Genomic DNA, 17,363 nt, shown 5'->3' with positions numbered 1-17,363 from the left:
ATGGTACTGCACCCGAAGGGGTGTGGGAGAGTAGGACACCGCCGACACACCCCAAAACCGTGTGGCCCCACCAACAAGGTGGGGCCACCGGCATAGCTAGGCCATTATTGCCAGCTCCTTCAATGACGCTATGACGCAATATCTGGCCGAATCTAGCTCTATCACCCCCGATATGATTGACGGATTCTTCGTCGGCTGGCCTAATCCACCAAGCGCTGGGACGCTTATCAAGGTCATGGACAGCAGCGCCATCGACCGGTGCTGTGACGCTGACGTCCTGCCGTATTACGAAAAGCTAGGCTTCATCACCGGCGAGTCGGCCTGCATTCGAAACCCCCAAGCCCTCACCGCTATTTGACGCCGATCACGGGTGCGCTCATGGATAATAGAGGGCATGACTGTGACACCTCGGCCCCTCAACGGGCTCCTCATCGGAACCGCCTCGGCAGCGACCCAGATCGAAGGAGGTGACACCAACAACAACTGGTATGAGTGGGCCGAAACCGGACACATCGCCGACGGATCCTCACCGGTACGAGCCAATGACCACTGGAACCGGTGGCAGGAAGACAACGAGCTCATGGCCGAACTCGGCTTCCCGATTGCCCGCATCGGTCTGGAATGGTCGCGAATCGAACCGAGCCCGGGCGAATTCTCGACCGCAGTCCTGGACCGCTACCGCGAGGAGATCAGCGACCTGGTCAACAAGGGCATCCGGCCGCTCGTCACGCTCCACCACTTTTCCAACCCACTCTGGCTGCAGCGCGCCGGCCAATGGACCAACCCCCACGTCGTCGACCGCTTCCTGCGCTACACGCGCGTCGTCGTGAGTGCCCTCAGTGACCTTGTTTCCGAATGGTGCACGATCAACGAACCCAACGTTTACGCCGTCCAAGCGCACCTGCTTCGCGAAGCACCGCCCGGCAACGTCAACTTGAGGCACGTGCTTGCGGTGCTACGGCACATGGCGATCGCGCACTTGAAGGCCTATGACCTCATCCACGAGATCAGCCCCGACGCTACGGTGACGTTCGCGCATCATCTGCGCGAATTCGAGCCGAAAAACCCCAAGAATCCGATCCACCGCGCCTTCAGCGCCTTTGACGCCTACGCCTTCCAGGACATGGTAACGAGCGCCTTCGGGCAGGGTATCTTCGGGCCGCTGCTCGGCCGCTCCCCGGTCGGGCGCGGAACCTACGTCGATGTGATTGGGATGAACTACTACACCCGCAGCGCCGTCATGGGCCTGACCGACGGCGTCTTCGACGGTGTCCCCGTTAACGATCTCGGCTGGGAGATCCGCCCCGACGGGCTCGTCGTCTGCGCACGCACCCTGCATGAGGCGCTCGGTGTGCCGGTATGGATCACGGAAAACGGCTGCGCCGACAACGGCGACGAAACCTCGCTGGAGAGCTTCCGGCCCCGCTTCCTCGCCGACCACCTCGCCGCGATCCTCGATTCGGACGTCCCGATTGACCGCTATTACCACTGGTGTTTCGTCGATAACTGGGAGTGGTCCGAAGGTGAGATCCCGCGGTTCGGGCTTGTCTACCATCACTACCCGACGCACCGGCGGATCGTGAAGCCCTCGGCCCGGATGCTGCGAGACATCATCGCTGCCGATGCGCTGGACGCCGAGATCGTCGCCGCCTACACCTCCGGCCAGCGCTACCGCACCCCGGAGACCATCAACGCTGCCGGCACGAACCATGCCACCGACCCGACAGCCTAGGGCGACCATGGACGCGACACTCGCCGATGATCGTCCCCTCGTCTCAAAGGGGTGGATCGGCTCCTACGGGGTCATGTACCTCGGCATCAACATCGCCTGGTCCGCGCCCTCCCAGCTCCTCATCGCCAACCAGATCCTCGCCTGGCATCCGGAGGACAAGGAGGCGCGGTTCGCTTTCATCATGTCGCTCGGCGGCCTGCTAGGACTCGTCGTCAGCCCGCTCGTCGGCATCCTGTCCGATAAGACGCGCACGCGGTTCGGCCGGCGGGCGCCCTGGATCGTCATCGGTGCGGTGTGTGCTGCCGCGAGCCTCGTCGCTCTCGCCTTCAGCCCCAACTACGTGCTGCTCGTCATCGGGTGGGCGGCCTTCCAGATCTTTATCGCGGCGGCGGTGAATGCGTCGCAGGCGATTCCGCCCGACCGGGTCTCGCGTCAGCAGTACGGCGTCGTCTCCGGCGTGATGGGCATCGGCTGGACGATGGCACTCGTCGTCGGAACCCTGCTCGGCGAATCGTTGCCGCTCGTCGCCGCGTATCTCGCGAGTGCGGCCCTGCTGCTCGCGCTGTGCGTTCCGTACCTCATCTGGCATAACAAGGCCTCGGTGCTGCCCACCCAGGACGACCAGGTCGCGGAATCCTCGGCGCTCACAGCGGCGAGCCGAGGAGCCGTCATGGACGCCGAACTCGTCGGCGGGTTCACCCACCGCACAGAAACGGCGGCGCGGTCGCTCGCCGACTACCGAGACTTCATGTGGGTGTTTATCTCCCGACTCGCGGCGACGCTCGGCAACACCGTCGCGCTGTTCTACCTGCTGTACTACCTGCGCGACCACATCAAGCTCGCCGACCCCGACCAGGGAGTCCTCATCCTGACCGTGATCTACGCGGTCGTCGTCATCGGTGCCTCCATCCTTTCTGGCCGAGCCTCGGATGCGGCCGGCGTGCGGAAACCCTTCGTGTTCTTCAGCTGCCTGGGCCTCGCGGGTGCCTGTCTCGTCATGGCGTTCGCGCATTCCTTTACTGCCGTCATCATCGCCGCCGTCGTGCTCGGAGCGAGCTGGGGGACGTTTACGGCGATCGATCAGGCACTCATCAACCAGGTGCTGCCGTATGCCAACACGCGCGGGCGCGACATTGGGTTCATGTCGATGGCCGTCGCGCTCCCGAACCTCGCCTCGCCCGTCCTCGCCGCATTCGCACTCCTCGTGCTCGGCGGCTACCCGGGCCTGTACCTGATCTCCGGGCTGTTAGCCGTCATTGGCGCGATCAGCGTGCTCGCCGTCCGGGGCTCGCGCTAGTGGCATGCTGAGTACGCGCCCGGCGCCGACAATGGGGTGGAACTCGTGGAATGCCTATCGCTGTTACGACATCAACCAGCACGTCATACTCGCCAACGCCGACGCCCTCATCCGCCTCGGACTGGTCGAGTCCGGCTACGACACCGTCGTCGTCGATGACGGCTGGCAGGCGCCCGAGCGCGACGGCGCAGGCGCGTTGCGGGCGTGTCCCCGGCGGTTCCCGCGCGGAATGGCCTGGCTCGGAGAACAGCTGCACGCCCGCGGCTTGAAGTTTGGCCTCTACCTGGCTCCGGGGCGGCGTACTTGCGCGCAGTATTGGGATGCCTACGGGCGCACGACCCGCAGCGGAGCCGCGAGCAGACCGCGATGGCCTATCACGCTTCGCGCTCGCCTCGGGCTGCTGGCACCGGATATCGCCGACGTCTCGGCACCGCCCGCGAGCGGCGACCTCGGCTCTTATCGGAGCGAAGCGGCCGACCTGAGCCAACTGCTCGACTGGGGCGTGGACTACCTGAAATACGACTGGTGTCGAGCCGAAATCGGCACCGCCTATACCGAGCGCCGCGAGGCATTTGCCCTCATGGGGCACCTGATCGAAGACTCGGCCCGCGAGATGACGTATTCGATCAGCGAGTACGGCGAAAGCGAGCCGTGGCGGTGGGCGGGCCAATTCGCGAACTCCTGGCGGATGACCCCGGATATCGCCGCGCGGCCGTCCGCCATCTTCGCCATTGCCCGCGCGAGCGCCGCTCACGGAGCCGCGACCCGCCCCGGGCATGTGGGCGACGCCGACATGCTCCAGGTCGGCAACGTCGCCCTGCCAGCACGCTTGCGCCGCGAGCTCGACCGCACCCACTTGCTGCTGTGGGCCATGCTTGCCTCCCCGCTCATGATTGGCACCGACCTTCGTCAGCTGGCCGCGACCGATCCCGTCGTCGCGGCGCTGCGCAACCCCGAGGCACTGGCGGTCAGCCAGCACGCGGACGTGAGCTGTGCGGAGCTGGTGGCTCAGGAGGGAGCCGTTGATGTCTACGAGCGGAGCCTTGCAGGCGAACGCGTGCGATTACGTGTTAATACTTCGTGGCGGTGGCGCGGCGGGCTCCCGGGTTACGGATCTGAGCTGCGCAGGTTGTGAGATCACCGATGCCGCCCATTCCTGTCTGGACGCGGTCCGTCCATTAGGCTTAGGGGAGTAGATAACCCGATAGAGGACACCATGAACGAACACGACTCTTCCGACCGCCGCAACGACGACGGCGATCGATACGACAAGCCCCGAGGCAACCGCGAGGGCAGGGACCGTTACCGGAAGAGTTCGGGATCCTACGGGGACCGGGACGACCGCCGTGGCGGGTACCGCAAGAACTACGGGGATCGTGATGATCGCCGTGGTGGTTATCGCAAGAGCTGGGGCGATCGGGATGATCGTCGTGGCGGCTACCGCAAGTCCTATGGGGACCGCGATGACCGTCGTGGTGGGTACCGCAAGGACTTTGGCGACCGGGATGATCGTCGTGGCGGCTACCGCAAGTCCTATGGGGACCGCGATGACCGTCGTGGTGGGTACCGGAAGGATTTCGGGGATCGGGATGGTCGCCGCGGCGGCTATCGCAAAAACTTTGGCGATCGCGACGATCGGCGCGGTGGATACCGCAAGGACCATGGTGATCGGGATGATCGTCGTGGCGGCTACCGGCGCGGCAGCGATCGCGATGACCGCCGGGGTGGCTACCGTAAGGACTTAGGAGATCGCAAGGACCGCCAGTTCCGGGACCGCGACCAGCGCGACGAGGCCCCGATCAACACCAAGGGGGACCCGGAGCTGAGCGAGGAGATCACGCCGGACCTGCTGGATCCGGCGATGCGTAAGCATCTGCAGACGCTGTCGAAGGAAAACGGCGACCTCGTGGCGCGTCACCTCGTCATGGCGGGCGCGCTGCTGAACGACGACCCGCAGACCGCCCACGAGCACGCGCTCGCCGCGCAGCGTCACGGTGGCCGCGTCGGCATCGTGCGCGAGGCCCTCGCGATGACGTCCTACGCCGTCGGCGCCTATAACCTCGCGCTGCGCGAGATCCACGCGCTGCGGCGCCTCACCGGGACGAACGCGCACGTCGTGATCGAGGCCGACTGCGAGCGCGGCATGGGCCGGCCCGAGCGGGCTCTGGAAGTCATTTCCGAGGTCGACCGGGACACGCTCACCGACCAGTTCAGGGTCGAACTCGCGCTCGTCGAATCCGGCGCGCGCTCCGACCTGGGCGAAAGCGAAGCGGGCCTGCTCGTCGTCGAGGACGAGCTCACGCAGTCCTATGACGATGACCTGAAGGCTCGGCTGCTGTCGGTGAAGGCCGACCGGCTAGAAGAACTCGAGCGCACCGAGGAGGCCGAAGCGGCCCGCGCCGAGGCGCTCCGTCTCGACCCGGACGTGCTCGGCGCCGAAGGCCCCGAAGGTGAAGCGATCGACGAGGAGATCACCCTCGTCGAAGACGAGTAGCCATGAGCGCACTCGGCTCCCAGTTCGACCTGGCGCTGTGCGACCTCGACGGGGTCGCCTTCCACGGGCAGAACCCGATCCCGAGCGCCGTTACCGGTATCGCGGCGGCGCGGGAGGCGGGCCTGCCGTTCGTGTTCGTCACCAATAACGCCTCGCGCACACCGGGCCAGGTCGCCGACCACCTGAGTGGCCTCGGCGTGCCGACCCCGCCCGAGCAGATCATGACCTCGGCAATGGCCGCCGCGTACCTGTGCGCGAAGCGCTACGAGCGCGGCACGCTCGTCCTCGTGGTCGGTGGCGACGGGCTACGCGAGGCCCTGACGAACGAGGACATGCGCCTGACCGAATCCGCGGCCGACCGGCCCGACGTCGTCGTGCAAGGTCTCGCCAAGGACGTGGGGTGGGCGCAGCTGTCGGAGGCGGTCCTCGCGATCAACGCGGGCGCGGAGCACATTGCGACGAACCTCGACTCGACGCTGCCCACCGAGCGCGGCTTTGAGATCGGCAACGGCTCGCTCGTCGCCGCCGTCGTCAACGCCACCGGCATCACGCCGACCTCGACCGGCAAGCCGGAGCCCGAGATCTTCCTCGCGACCGCCGCCAAACACGGGGCTAGCGCCCCCGTCGTCATCGGCGACCGGCTCAATACCGACATCGCCGGGGGAGTGGCGGCCAAGCTCCCGACCGTCCACGTCCTCACGGGCGTGAGCGATGCCCGCGATGTCGTGCTCGCGGCGCCGCACGAGCGCCCCACCTATCAGTTGCTCGACCTCACTGAGCTCACCGAGCCCTACGAGGCGGCCGAGGTGGCTGCCGACGGGCGCGCCACGTGCGGCGATGCGAGCGCCAAAGTCACCGGCGGACGACTCACGGTCGGTGACGACCAGGTCCTCGCCGACGGCGTCGCCGTGGACCGCTATACCTACCGCGCGCTCGTTGCTGCGGCCTGGCACGCCGCTGATGCGGGCGAGAGTATCGAAGCCCCGATTTTTACGGTGACATCATGAGCCAGCCGACCCCGAAGGACCACGCGCGGCAAACCGCGAGCCCCGCCGAGCTTCTCGCCTCGCTCGAGGACACCCCGCTCGAGCAGCACCCGGAGGTCTTCACGGCCATCCACGAGCGCCTCACCGATACCCTGAGCCGAGGCGAGCAGGAGCGCTAATGGCGAAGCTGGCCCGGATCGATGCGGAACTCGTGCGCCGCAACCTCGCCACCTCGCGCACGCATGCGCGCGACCTCATCGAGGCCGGCCGCGTCACCCTCGACGGGACGAAAGTCGACAAGGTCGCGCGGCAGGTCAACCCCGCCCAGGCGATCGAAGTCATCGAAGCCGCCGGCGAGCGGTGGGCCTCGCGCGGTGCCCACAAGCTCCTAGGCGCGCTCGAATACTTAGGCGATGATGCGCCTGTCATCGAGGGCGTGCGGGCCCTGGACGCCGGAGCGTCCACGGGCGGATTCACCGACGTGCTGCTGCGCCGCGGCGCGGCGAGCGTCGTCGCGGTCGACGTCGGCTACGGCCAGCTGGATTGGCGGCTGCAATCCGATGACCGCGTCGAGGTCCACGACCGCACGAACGTGCGCCACCTCGAGGCCGCGGACATTGCGCCCGCGCCGAGTCTCGTCGTCGCGGACCTGTCGTTCATTTCGCTCACCCTCGTGATCCCCGCGCTCGCGCGGTCGGTCGCGAGCGACGCGATGTACCTGCTCATGGTCAAACCCCAGTTCGAGATCGGCAAGGACCGGCTGCCCAAGGGCGCCGTCGTGCGCGATCCCGAGATGCACTACGAGACGGTCGCCGCGGTCGCCGCCAGCTCGCTCGACGCCGGATTGCGGCTGTGGGCGGTCGCGCCGTCCCCGCTGCCGGGGCCGGCCGGTAACGTCGAATACTTCATCGCCCTCGCCGGGCCCAAGGTGCACCCGCCGCGGCCCGCGCTCACCGGCGATGATCTGGCGGCCGCGATCCGGGCCGCCATCGCCGATGGACCGGCGGGAAGGAGCGCCCCGTGAAGACCATCGGCATCGTCTGCCGTGCCGCCGAGGCCGACCGGGCCCGCATTCCCATGGTCACGCGGCTCATCGAAGAAGCCGGCGGTCGCGTCGTCGGTGAAGAAGACCTCAAAACCTCCGACGTCGTCCTCGTGCTCGGCGGCGACGGCACGATCCTACGCGCCGCCGAGGGCGTGCGCGGCACGGAGATCCCCGTCATCGGCGTGAATTTCGGCCACGTGGGCTTCCTCGCTGAGGCCGATCCCGAATCGCTCTCCGATGTCGTGTCCCGCCTCGTCGCGGGCGAGTACACCGTCGAGACCCGCACGACGCTCGCCGTCACCGTCACCCAGCCCGACGGGTCCACCGAAGAGGGCTGGGCGCTGAACGAACTCGCGCTCGACAAGGTCGAACGCGCCCGGATGGTCGACCTCACGATCGGCGTTGACGAGCACCCGATCTCCTCCTACTCCTGCGACGCGCTCGTCGTGTCCACCCCGACCGGGTCGACCGCCTACGCGTTTTCCGCGGGCGGGCCCGTCGTCTGGCCCGACGTCGAGGCCCTGCTCATCGTGCCCATCGCCGCGCACGCGCTGTTCGCTCGCCCGCTCGTCGTCGCACCCGATTCGATCATCACCGTCGTCATGAACGAGACCGGCTTCGTCGACGGCGAACTGTGGTGCGATGGCCGCCGCTCCCTTGCCGCGCCCGTCGGCTCCCACATCGAAATCCGGCGCTCGGCCGAGCCCGTCCACCTGGCACGCCTGTGGACATCGCCCTTCTCAGGCCGCCTCGTGGCAAAATTCAAACTGCCCGTCCGCTCCTGGAAACACCCCGATAAATCCTGACGCGTTCATGATCGAAAAGCTCACGTGCACGAATATCGGCGTCATCGCCCGCGCTGACCTGTCCCTCGCCGAGGGCCTCACGGTCATCACAGGCGAGACCGGCGCCGGTAAAACGATGCTGCTCACCGCGATCGGGCTCATCGCGGGCGAACGCGCCGAGTCCTCCCGCGTGCGCGCCGGTGCCGAGCGCGCCACCGTCGACGCAGTCCTCACCGATCCGGCCGACGCCGCCGCGCTGCAGACGATTGCCGACGGGGTCGACGGGGAGCTCGACGATGACGCCCTGCTCATCTCGCGCACCGTGCCCGCGAGCGGTCGGGCGCGCGCGATGCTCGCCGGGCGGCCCGTGCCCGCCGGGGTGCTCGCCGAGGTCGCCGAACGCTACCTCACGATCCACGGCCAGTCCGAGCAGCTGAAACTGCGCAGCGAAGCCCAACAGCGCGCGATCCTCGACGGCTATGGCGGCGATGCCATCGCCGCGGCACTGGCCACCTACCGCGAGGCGTACCGGGCCGCGAAGGCCGCGCGCGACCATCTCGCGGGCCTGCAGGAGTCCTCGACCGAACGCGCCCAGCGCGCCGCCGCCCTAAACGCGGGGATCGCCGCGATCGACGAGGTCGAACCCGAGGTAGGGGAGGACGAGGCGCTGAAGGCGCGCGCCGAACGCCTCACCAATATCGACGAGCTGCGCCGCGGCGTCGAAAACGCCTACGGCCTGCTCACGGCCCGCGAGGACGCGGCCACCAATGTCCTCGCGGAGGCCGAACGGGCCCTCACGCAGGCGAGCCAGGTCGACGAGACGCTAGAGCCGCAGCTCTCCCAACTCTCCGATGCGGGAACGCTGCTCGCCGACGTCGCCGCGCACCTGTCGAGCTACCTGTCCGACCTCGACGTCGCGCCCGGCGAGCTCGACCAGATCCACGCGCGCCGCGCCGCGATCACCCAGCTGCTGCGCCTGTACGGCCCCAAAATCTCCGACGCACTTGCCTGGCGCGAGTCGGCCAAGGCAGAGCTGCACGCGATCGACGATTCGCCCGCGGCCATGGCCGAGGCCGAAAAGGCCGCCCGCGAGACCGCCGCAGCGCTCGCCGCCGCCGCGAAGGCCCTCACCTGCGCCCGCGCGGCCGCCGGAAAGGAACTCGGCGAGGCGATCACGGCCGAGCTCGCCGGCCTCGCGATGCCGAACGCGCGCGTGCGCATCTGGCTGGAGGAGATCGAGCCCGCGCCGCACGGCGCCGACCGCATCGCCTTCGAGCTGTCCGCGCACGCAAAGGCGGCCTTCGTGCCGCTCGCGCAGGGTGCTTCCGGCGGCGAGCTCTCCCGCCTCATGCTCGCACTCGAAGTCTGCATCGCCGCGTCCCAGCCGCCTCGCACGTTCGTCTTCGATGAGATCGACGCCGGCATCGGCGGCGAGACCGCCACCCGCGTCGGCGCCCGCCTCGCCCGCCTCGCCGCCCACCACCAGGTCATCGTCGTCACCCACGTCGCCCAGGTCGCCGCGTTCGCCGCCGGCCACATCGTCATCCGCAAGGACGAAGACGCCTCCGGCGCGACCACGAGCGCGAGCGAAGTGAGTGGTAGCGAGCGCACGGCGGAGGTCGCGCGCATGCTCGGCGGAACCGACTCGGATGTCGCACTTTCGCATGCCAATGAGCTGATCCGGGCCGCAACCGTGGCACGATAGCCCCGTGAGACTGTTTTCTTCCCGCCGCTCCCCGGCGGTCGTTGCCGACGATGGGACCATCACCGGTCCGGTCCAGGTCGACCCGCGCACGAAATACCTCACGAAGCGCCTCACGCCCGGCTCGATCGCTGTGATCGACCACGCCGACCTCGATCGGGTCGCCGCCGAGGGCCTCGTGCTCGCGCGCCCCGCGGCCGTGCTCAACGCGGCCAAATCGACGACGGGCCGCTACCCGAACCTCGGACCCGGCATCCTGCTCGACGCGGGCATCCCGCTCATCGACGACCTCGGCGGCACCGTCATGGACCTGCGCGACGGCCAAGAGGTCCGCATCTCGGGCGAGGAGGTCTACGCGGGCGACGAACTCGTCGCCGCGGGTTCCATGCTCACGGCCGCAAAGCTCGCCGAAAACATGCAGGCCTCCCGCGCCGGGCTGTCCCATCAGCTCGAGGCATTCGCCGCGAACACGATGGACTACTTGAACCGCGAGCGCGACCTGCTGCTCGACGGCGTCGGCATCCCCGACGTGAAAACGAACTTCGAGGGCCGCCACGCGCTCATCGTCGTACGCGGCTACCACTACAAAGAAGACCTCACGATGCTGCGCTCATACGTGCGCGAATACAAGCCGATCATCATCGGTGTCGACGGCGGCGCCGACGCGGTCTTCGAAGCAGGCTTCACGCCCGACATGATCGTCGGCGATATGGACTCCGTATCCGACAAGGCCCTGCAATCGGGCGCCGAGATCGTCGTGCACGCCTATCGTGATGGCCGCGCGCCCGGCAAATCCCGCGTCGAGAACCTCGGCGTCGACCACGTCGTCTTCCCCGCCGCCGGCACGAGCGAGGACATCGCGATGTTGCTCGCCGACGAGCGCGGCGCCGAACTCGTCGTCGCCGTCGGCACCCACGCCACCCTCATCGAATTCCTCGACAAGGGGCGTGCGGGCATGTCCTCGACGTTCCTCACCCGGCTGCGCGTCGGCTCCAAACTCGTCGACGCGAAGGGCGTCTCGCGCCTGTACCGCACCCGCATCTCCACCTGGCAGCTCTTCCTCCTCGCGTTCGCGGGGATCGTCGCGCTGCTCGTCGCCATCATCTCCACGACCGCGGGCCAGACCCTCCTCGGGCTATCCGGCGCGTGGTTGGACGACCTGTGGAACTTCATCCGGCAACTTTTTAGCTCCTCTTGACACGTAGGTATCCATGATTGATTTTCGCTACCACCTCGTCTCACTGATCTCGGTCTTCCTCGCGCTCGCGGTGGGGATCGTGCTCGGTGCCGGACCGCTTCGCGAAGGCATCTCCGACACCCTCACCGGTCAAGTCCAGGAGCTGCGCACCGACCGCGATAACCTGCGCAAGGATCTCGACAAGACCCAGCGCGAGGTCACCGGCCGCGGCGATGTACTCGGCGCCGTCCAAAACGAGGCCGTCACCGGCCTGCTCGCGGGCCAGAAGGTCACGATCGTGACCCTACCGGGCGCCGGCGATATCGACGCCGTGAGCGCCGCCCTCACCCAGGCGGGCGCCGAGGTCGTCGCGCATTCCACGGTCTCCGACGCGATCGTCAACCCCGATACCGCGGCCTTCCGCTCCTCGTTCGCCTCCCAGCTCACCGGCTACCTCGCGAAGCAGCCCGCGGCCGACGCCACGACCGAGGAGATCCTCGGCCAGGCCCTCGCCCAGTCCTTCGCCAAGGGCAAGCAGGGCAACGAGAACGCCGCGACGCTGCACGAATTCCTCACGAAGAACGACCCGCCGTTCGTCACCGTCGTCGCCGAGGCGAGCCACAAGCCCACGGCCGCCGTCGTCATCGGCCCGCCACACACCCAGGTCAAGGCCGAAGACGCCGCCAAGGTGCGCGAGGCCGACCTCGCCTATGCGCGCCTCGCGCAGGGTATCGCCGATGTCATGCCGACGGTGCTCGTCGGCTCCGCGACCGCCGATACCGACCTCGTCAGCGTCCTGCGGGCCTCCGCGCTCGTGGAGACCATGACCGCCGTCGACTCCGTCGGTACGCCCGTCGCGTCGATCAACGTCCCGCGCGCGCTCGCGGCGGCGATCACCGGCACGAAGGGCCAATACGGCATCGAGACCGGCGCGGCGAGCCCACTCGCCCCGCACACCCCCGTGCCGAGCGAGCCCGCCCCGAGCGAGAGCCCGACGGGCGGAGAGTAGCGATGCCCGCCCTCCTCGCCGCCCTCGCCGGTGGCACCGTCACGGCTTTCACCGCGAAGACCCTCGACGAGGGACAAACTCGCGACGTCTTCGTCCGCACCAACCACGCGGGTGAGCCCGTGAGCCTGTCGGAGGGGACCGGCGTCGCCGTCTCGTGCGCGACGACCGCGCTGCTCGTGCGCGATGACCCCGCCCTGCTCGCAGCCTGCGCTGCGGGCGCGCTCGGCGCGCTCGATGACCACCGCGAGGACACGAGCGCCAAAGGCCTGAAGGGCCACCTGCAGGCCCTGTCGCGCGGCCAGCTCACCACGGGCGGCGCGAAGCTCCTCGGCATCTCGGCCGCCGCGCTCGTCGCGGCGACGATGATCGCCCGCGAGCGCGATGGCGGCGCCCACGTCGTCGATATCGCGACCGATGCGGCGCTCATCGCCGGGGGAGCGAACCTCATGAACCTCTTCGACCTGCGCCCCGGCCGCGCTCTGAAGGTCGGCGCGCTGCTCACCGCGCTCGGCTCGCACCGCCGCAGCCACGCCGCGGGCCTCGCGGGCGCGATCGCCGCCGCGCTGCCGGGCGACCTGAAGGGCCGCACGATGCTCGGTGATACCGGCGCCAATGCGCTCGGCGCCTCGATCGGCGCTCTGCTCGCGCGCCTGCCCTCCCGGTCCGCGCGCCTCGCGCTCGCCGCGTCCTTCGTCGGCCTCATCCTCGCGAGCGAAAAAGTCTCGTTTTCCGCCGTCATCGACGCAAACCCGGCGCTTTCCGCCATCGATATGTGGGGCCGGAGCTAACCCATGGCGCGCCGCCCGCTCCTGACGTCGATCGTCGGGGCCGCCTCGATGATCGCGATCATCACGCTGGCCTCCCGCCTGGTCGGCTTTGTGCGCTGGCTCGTCCAGTCCTGGACGCTGCACGGCGGCTCGCCCACCGCGGGCGGCTATGCCGCGGCGAACCAGATCCCGAACGTCCTATTCGAGGTCGTGGCCGGCGGCGCCCTCGCTGGGGTCGTCGTGCCCCTCATCGCCTCGCCGCTCGCGACGAAACTGTCCAAGGACGTCAACCGGACCGCCTCCGCGCTGCTCACCACGACGCTCGCGATTCTCATCCCGCTCGCCGTCATTGTCTGGGCGGCCGCGGAGCCGATCGCGCATCTGCTGCCGCCGCCCGCGGGCGCCACGCCCGAACTCGCCGCCGACCAGTACGCGCTGATGGCGCGCCTGCTCGCGATCTTCGCCTGGCAGATCCCGCTGTACGGCATCTCGATCGTGCTCTCGGGCATCCTGCAGGCTCACCGTGCCTTCTTCTGGCCCGCGACCGCGCCGCTGCTGTCCTCCCTCGTCGTCATCGCCTCCTACCTGTGGTTCGGTGTCCTCGCGGCAGGCAACCAAAAGGACCCCGGAGCGCTGTCCGACCTCGCGGTCTCGGTCCTGGGGTGGGGCACGACGCTCGGGGTCGCGGCCCTGTCGCTGCCGCTGTTCTTCCCCGCCCACCGGCTCGGCGTGCGCTGGCGCCCGACGTTCTCCTTCCCACCGGGAGCGGCAAAGCGCGCGGGCCGGCTCGCCACCGCGGGCATCGGCGTCCTGCTCGCCCAGCAGGCCTCCGTCGTCGCGATTCTGTGGCTCTCACCGTTCGGGGGAGATGCCGGAACCCTCTCGATCTTCCAACTCGCCCAGGCCGTCTACGTCCTGCCGTACGCGATCGGCGTCGTCCCGATCGTAACCGCCGTCTTCCCGGCGCTCTCCGGCGCCGCGGCCGCGGGGGAGTCCGTCCGCGCCGCCCAGCTCACGACCCGCTCCACGCGCCTCATCCTCGCCGTCTCGCTCGCCGGGGTCGGCGTCCTCATCGCCTCCGCCCCCGCGATCCCGACGCTCTTTCGCGTCGGCGACGAGATGGCCTTCGCGATCTACGCCTTCGCGCCCGCCCTGCCCGGCTACGCGCTCCTGCTGCACTTCACGCGCGTCCTATACGCGCTCGAGCGCACCGCGCTGGCGGGCGTTGCCGGGATCGTCGGCTGGGGCGGCGTCGCGCTCGCGTCGATCATCGGCGTCCTCCTCGTGCGCGGCGAGGACGGCTCACGCACCGACACGCTCATCGCGTTCGGCATCGCCCACGTCATCGGCCTCAGCATCGCGGCCGTCATCCTTTCGCTCGGCGTCGTGCGCGCCGCCGGCCGCGAAGCCGTCGCGGGGCTCGCCCGCTCCGCCGCCATCGCGCTCATCCCGGCCGCGCTCGGGGCCGGCATCGGCCACCTCGCAGCCACCGCCATCCTTGGCCCGTCGGTGCCGATCGCGCTCGTCGCCGCCGCGGTCGGCGCTCTCATCCCGCTCGCGCTTGTCGCGGGCGCCGTCTGCCTCACTGATCGCAACGTCCTGAAGGCGGTGTCGGTGTAAATGCGCCTCATCGAAATGACCGGAACGACCGCCGGGGGAGTGCGCTCCCACCTCATCGACGTGCTCGGGCTGCTCGGCGCCGACCACCAGGTCGCGCTGCTCGCGCCCACCTCCGTCATCGACTCCCTCACCGACGCCGAACTCGCGGGCGCCCGCACCGTGCCGATCCAGGTCTCGACGCGCCCCTCCGCACGCGACGCCGCGAGCCTGGCGCTCGTACGCCGCTGGGCGCGCAGCTGCGACGTCATCCACGCCCACACCCTGCGCGCGGGCGCGCTCGCCGTCCTCGCTTGCATCGGCCTGACCGACCCGCCGCGCATCGTCGTCACGCTGCACAACATGCCCGTCGGCTCCACCGCCGTGCGCGCCACCGGCGAGGCGCTCTTTCGCATCGTCGCCTCCGGCGCCGACCGCATCCTCGGCGTCTCCCCGGATCTCGTCGCCAAGGCCGAGTCCCTCGGGGCGCTCGCCGACCTCGCGATCGTGCCCGCCGCGCCCGACCCGACGATCGCGCCGACTCCCGCGCGCTCGCAATCCCCGACGCTGCTCACGGTCGGGCGGCTCAGCCACCAAAAGGGTCTCGACCTGCTGCTCGACGCCGCCGAGATCCTTGTTCAGTCCCAGCCGAAGCTCCAGTGGCTCGTCGCGGGCGATGGACCGATGCGCGAAGCGCTGCGCGCCGAGACCGAGCACCGCAACCTGCCCGTCGAACTCCTCGGCCGCCGCGATGACATCGCGAGCCTGCTGCGTTCGGCCACCCTCGTGGTGCAAACCTCGCGCTGGGAGGGCCAGCCCGTCGCGATCCAAGAAGCGCTGCACGCCGGCGCGGCCATCGTCGCGACCGACGTCGGCGGCACGGGCGTCGTCCTCGGAGAGGACTACCCGCTCGTCGAACCGAGCGCCGAAGCCCTCGCCGCCGCGATCGACATTCTGCTCGACGACGACACGCTGCGAGAGGAACGCGAAAAGATGAGCATAAAACGCGCGAGTCAGTTGCCGACTCTTGCAGGTCTTGCGGACCAGCTCACGAATGAGCTTCGCCTCTTCCCGCCGCTACAATCAGGGGCGCAGACGCGATAAACTGGTGGTCCGTGGTAAAACTTTCTGAACCCGGACCCGCCCACATCTTCGTCACCGGCGGCGTTGCTTCTTCTCTTGGTAAGGGCCTGACGGCCTCCTCTCTCGGTCGCCTCCTGCGTTCGCGCGGCCTGTCGATCGCGATGCAAAAGCTCGACCCGTACGTCAACGTCGATCCCGGCACGATGAACCCGTTCCAGCACGGCGAAGTCTTCGTCACGACCGACGGCGCCGAAACCGACCTCGACATCGGCCACTACGAACGCTTCCTCGACGTCGAACTCACCGGCGCCGCGAACGCGACGACCGGCCAGGTCTACTCGACGGTCATCGCAAAGGAACGTCGCGGTGACTACCTCGGCGACACGGTCCAGGTCATCCCGCATATCGTCGACGAGATCAAGGCGCGGATGCGCGCCCAGGCGAGCGATGACGTCGACGTCATCATCACCGAGATCGGCGGCACCGTAGGTGATATCGAATCGCTGCCGTTCCTCGAAGCGGCCCGCCAGGTCCGTCAGGACCTCGGCCGCGACCGCGTCGCCTTCCTGCACGTCTCCCTTGTCCCGTTCCTGCCCAGCGCGGGCGAGCTGAAGACCAAGCCGACGCAGCATTCCGTCGCGCAACTGCGCTCAATCGGTATCCAGCCCGACGCGCTTATCTGCCGCACCGACCGCGACCTGCCCGAGGGCGTGAAGAAGAAGCTCGCGCTCATGTGCGACGTCGACCGCGACGCCGTCATCACGTGCCGCGACGCCTCCTCGATCTACGAAATCCCCGCCGTGCTGCACGCCGAGGGGCTCGACGCCTACCTCGTCCAGCGCCTCTCGATGCGCTTTTGCGACGTCGATTGGCGTGAATGGGACACCGTCCTTACCGCCGTGCGCGAACCCAAGGCCGAGGTCGAGATCGCGCTCGTCGGCAAGTACATCGATTTGAAGGACGCCTACCTATCGATCACCGAGGCGCTCGCCGCGGGCGGCTTCGCCCACCGGGCCCGCGTGAACATCCGTTGGGTTGCCGCCGATGACTGCGAAACGCCCGAGGGTGCCGCTCGCGCGCTCGCCGGGGTGGACGGCATCATCGTGCCGGGCGGTTTCGGCGCGCGCGGCATCGACGGCAAGATTGGCGCGCTGCGCCATGCCCGCGAGAACGGACTACCGGCGCTCGGTATCTGCCTTGGCCTGCAGGCCGCCGTCATCGAATACGCGCGCAACGTGCTGGGCCTTGAACACGCGTCGTCGACCGAGTTCGATGAGAACTCCGCCGTGCCCGTCATCGCGACGATGGCCGAACAGGAAGACGTCCTTGCCGGCGGCGACCTCGGCGGCACGATGCGCCTTGGCGCCTATCCCGCGACCCTCACCGAGGGCAGCCTTGTCGCCGAGACCTACGGCGCCACCCAGGTCAGCGAGCGGCACCGCCACCGCTACGAGGTCAATAACTCCTACCGCGAGGCACTGTCCGATGCCGGACTCGTCTTTTCCGGCACGTCACCGGACGGCGGCCTCGTCGAGTTCATCGAACTGCCGCGTGAGGTCCACCGGTACTACGTCGCGACGCAGGCGCACCCGGAATTCACGTCCCGACCGACGCGCCCGCACCCGCTGTTCGCGGGCCTCATCGGCGCAGCGCTTACGGGCGCTGGATCACGCTGAGCCTGTTGCCCTCC

The 17,363-nt window shown here is 68.8% G+C and carries 16 protein-coding genes; all 16 read left to right on the top strand.

From position 1 onward, the window contains the following. The first annotated feature begins 130 nt into the window (after positions 1–130). Positions 131–358, top strand: a complete 228-nt coding sequence (locus BSZ39_RS02285) for a hypothetical protein (protein WP_073715777.1) — start codon at positions 131–133, stop codon at positions 356–358. Positions 359–394: 36 nt separating this feature from the next. Continuing rightward, positions 395–1,732: a glycoside hydrolase family 1 protein gene (locus BSZ39_RS02280; RefSeq protein WP_073715776.1), complete on the top strand. Its 1,338-nt coding sequence runs from the start codon at positions 395–397 to the stop codon at positions 1,730–1,732. A 7-nt stretch (positions 1,733–1,739) separates the two neighbouring features. Next, positions 1,740–3,029: an MFS transporter gene (locus tag BSZ39_RS02275; RefSeq protein ID WP_073715775.1), complete on the top strand. Its 1,290-nt coding sequence runs from the start codon at positions 1,740–1,742 to the stop codon at positions 3,027–3,029. Between the two features lie 4 nt (positions 3,030–3,033). Next, the gene (locus BSZ39_RS02270) at positions 3,034–4,164 is read left to right on the top strand and encodes a glycoside hydrolase family 27 protein (protein ID WP_083602871.1); all 1,131 of its coding nucleotides are present in this window, start codon (positions 3,034–3,036) and stop codon (positions 4,162–4,164) included. Between the two features lie 81 nt (positions 4,165–4,245). Then, the gene (locus BSZ39_RS02265; RefSeq protein WP_073715773.1) at positions 4,246–5,523 is read left to right on the top strand and encodes a hypothetical protein; all 1,278 of its coding nucleotides are present in this window, start codon (positions 4,246–4,248) and stop codon (positions 5,521–5,523) included. Positions 5,524–5,525: 2 nt separating this feature from the next. Further along, entirely contained in the window at positions 5,526–6,530 is a 1,005-nt protein-coding gene (locus BSZ39_RS02260; RefSeq protein WP_073715772.1) for an HAD-IIA family hydrolase, read from the top strand. Then, the gene (locus BSZ39_RS13820; protein ID WP_158025072.1) at positions 6,527–6,688 is read left to right on the top strand and encodes a hypothetical protein; all 162 of its coding nucleotides are present in this window, start codon (positions 6,527–6,529) and stop codon (positions 6,686–6,688) included. The genes BSZ39_RS02260 and BSZ39_RS13820 overlap by 4 nt, the downstream gene beginning before the upstream one ends. Beyond that, positions 6,688–7,533, top strand: coding sequence for a TlyA family RNA methyltransferase (locus tag BSZ39_RS02255; protein WP_073715771.1), 846 nt, complete (start codon positions 6,688–6,690; stop codon positions 7,531–7,533). The genes BSZ39_RS13820 and BSZ39_RS02255 overlap by 1 nt, the downstream gene beginning before the upstream one ends. Next, positions 7,530–8,360, top strand: a complete 831-nt coding sequence (locus BSZ39_RS02250; protein ID WP_073715770.1) for an NAD kinase — start codon at positions 7,530–7,532, stop codon at positions 8,358–8,360. The genes BSZ39_RS02255 and BSZ39_RS02250 overlap by 4 nt, the downstream gene beginning before the upstream one ends. Before the next feature lie 7 nt (positions 8,361–8,367). After that, entirely contained in the window at positions 8,368–10,044 is a 1,677-nt protein-coding gene (gene recN / locus BSZ39_RS02245) for a DNA repair protein RecN (RefSeq protein WP_073715769.1), read from the top strand. A gap of 10 nt (positions 10,045–10,054) precedes the next feature. After that, a complete protein-coding gene (steA, locus tag BSZ39_RS02240) occupies positions 10,055–11,239 on the top strand; it encodes a putative cytokinetic ring protein SteA (RefSeq protein WP_222842843.1) in 1,185 nt (394 codons plus the stop codon). A 13-nt stretch (positions 11,240–11,252) separates the two neighbouring features. After that, entirely contained in the window at positions 11,253–12,227 is a 975-nt protein-coding gene (locus tag BSZ39_RS02235; RefSeq protein ID WP_073715767.1) for a copper transporter, read from the top strand. A 2-nt stretch (positions 12,228–12,229) separates the two neighbouring features. Continuing rightward, complete coding sequence (locus BSZ39_RS02230) at positions 12,230–13,015, top strand: hypothetical protein (RefSeq protein ID WP_073715766.1); 786 nt, start codon at positions 12,230–12,232, stop codon at positions 13,013–13,015. Positions 13,016–13,018: 3 nt separating this feature from the next. Continuing rightward, entirely contained in the window at positions 13,019–14,614 is a 1,596-nt protein-coding gene (murJ, locus tag BSZ39_RS02225) for a murein biosynthesis integral membrane protein MurJ (RefSeq protein WP_073715765.1), read from the top strand. Beyond that, a complete protein-coding gene (locus BSZ39_RS02220) occupies positions 14,615–15,694 on the top strand; it encodes a glycosyltransferase (protein ID WP_073715764.1) in 1,080 nt (359 codons plus the stop codon). An 11-nt stretch (positions 15,695–15,705) separates the two neighbouring features. After that, entirely contained in the window at positions 15,706–17,349 is a 1,644-nt protein-coding gene (locus BSZ39_RS02215; protein WP_187343223.1) for a CTP synthase, read from the top strand. Positions 17,350–17,363 lie beyond the last annotated feature (14 nt).

The organism is Bowdeniella nasicola (assembly GCF_001907295.1).
GTDB classification, from domain to species: Bacteria; Actinomycetota; Actinomycetes; order Actinomycetales; family Actinomycetaceae; genus Bowdeniella; species Bowdeniella nasicola.
This window is presented reverse-complemented; position numbering and strand designations above follow the sequence as displayed.

Excerpts from the sequence above, each read along its gene's own strand:
- BSZ39_RS02285 (WP_073715777.1), top strand. The coding sequence starts at position 131 with ATGACGCAATATCTGGCCGAATCTAGCTCTATCACCCCCGATATGATT.
- BSZ39_RS02280 (WP_073715776.1), top strand. The coding sequence starts at position 395 with ATGACTGTGACACCTCGGCCCCTCAACGGGCTCCTCATCGGAACCGCC.
- BSZ39_RS02275 (WP_073715775.1), top strand. The coding sequence starts at position 1,740 with ATGGACGCGACACTCGCCGATGATCGTCCCCTCGTCTCAAAGGGGTGG.
- BSZ39_RS02270 (WP_083602871.1), top strand. The coding sequence starts at position 3,034 with ATGCTGAGTACGCGCCCGGCGCCGACAATGGGGTGGAACTCGTGGAAT.
- BSZ39_RS02265 (WP_073715773.1), top strand. The coding sequence starts at position 4,246 with ATGAACGAACACGACTCTTCCGACCGCCGCAACGACGACGGCGATCGA.
- BSZ39_RS02260 (WP_073715772.1), top strand. The coding sequence starts at position 5,526 with ATGAGCGCACTCGGCTCCCAGTTCGACCTGGCGCTGTGCGACCTCGAC.
- BSZ39_RS13820 (WP_158025072.1), top strand. The coding sequence starts at position 6,527 with ATGAGCCAGCCGACCCCGAAGGACCACGCGCGGCAAACCGCGAGCCCC.
- BSZ39_RS02255 (WP_073715771.1), top strand. The coding sequence starts at position 6,688 with ATGGCGAAGCTGGCCCGGATCGATGCGGAACTCGTGCGCCGCAACCTC.
- recN (WP_073715769.1), top strand. The coding sequence starts at position 8,368 with ATGATCGAAAAGCTCACGTGCACGAATATCGGCGTCATCGCCCGCGCT.
- BSZ39_RS02235 (WP_073715767.1), top strand. The coding sequence starts at position 11,253 with ATGATTGATTTTCGCTACCACCTCGTCTCACTGATCTCGGTCTTCCTC.
- BSZ39_RS02230 (WP_073715766.1), top strand. The coding sequence starts at position 12,230 with ATGCCCGCCCTCCTCGCCGCCCTCGCCGGTGGCACCGTCACGGCTTTC.
- murJ (WP_073715765.1), top strand. The coding sequence starts at position 13,019 with ATGGCGCGCCGCCCGCTCCTGACGTCGATCGTCGGGGCCGCCTCGATG.
- BSZ39_RS02220 (WP_073715764.1), top strand. The coding sequence starts at position 14,615 with ATGCGCCTCATCGAAATGACCGGAACGACCGCCGGGGGAGTGCGCTCC.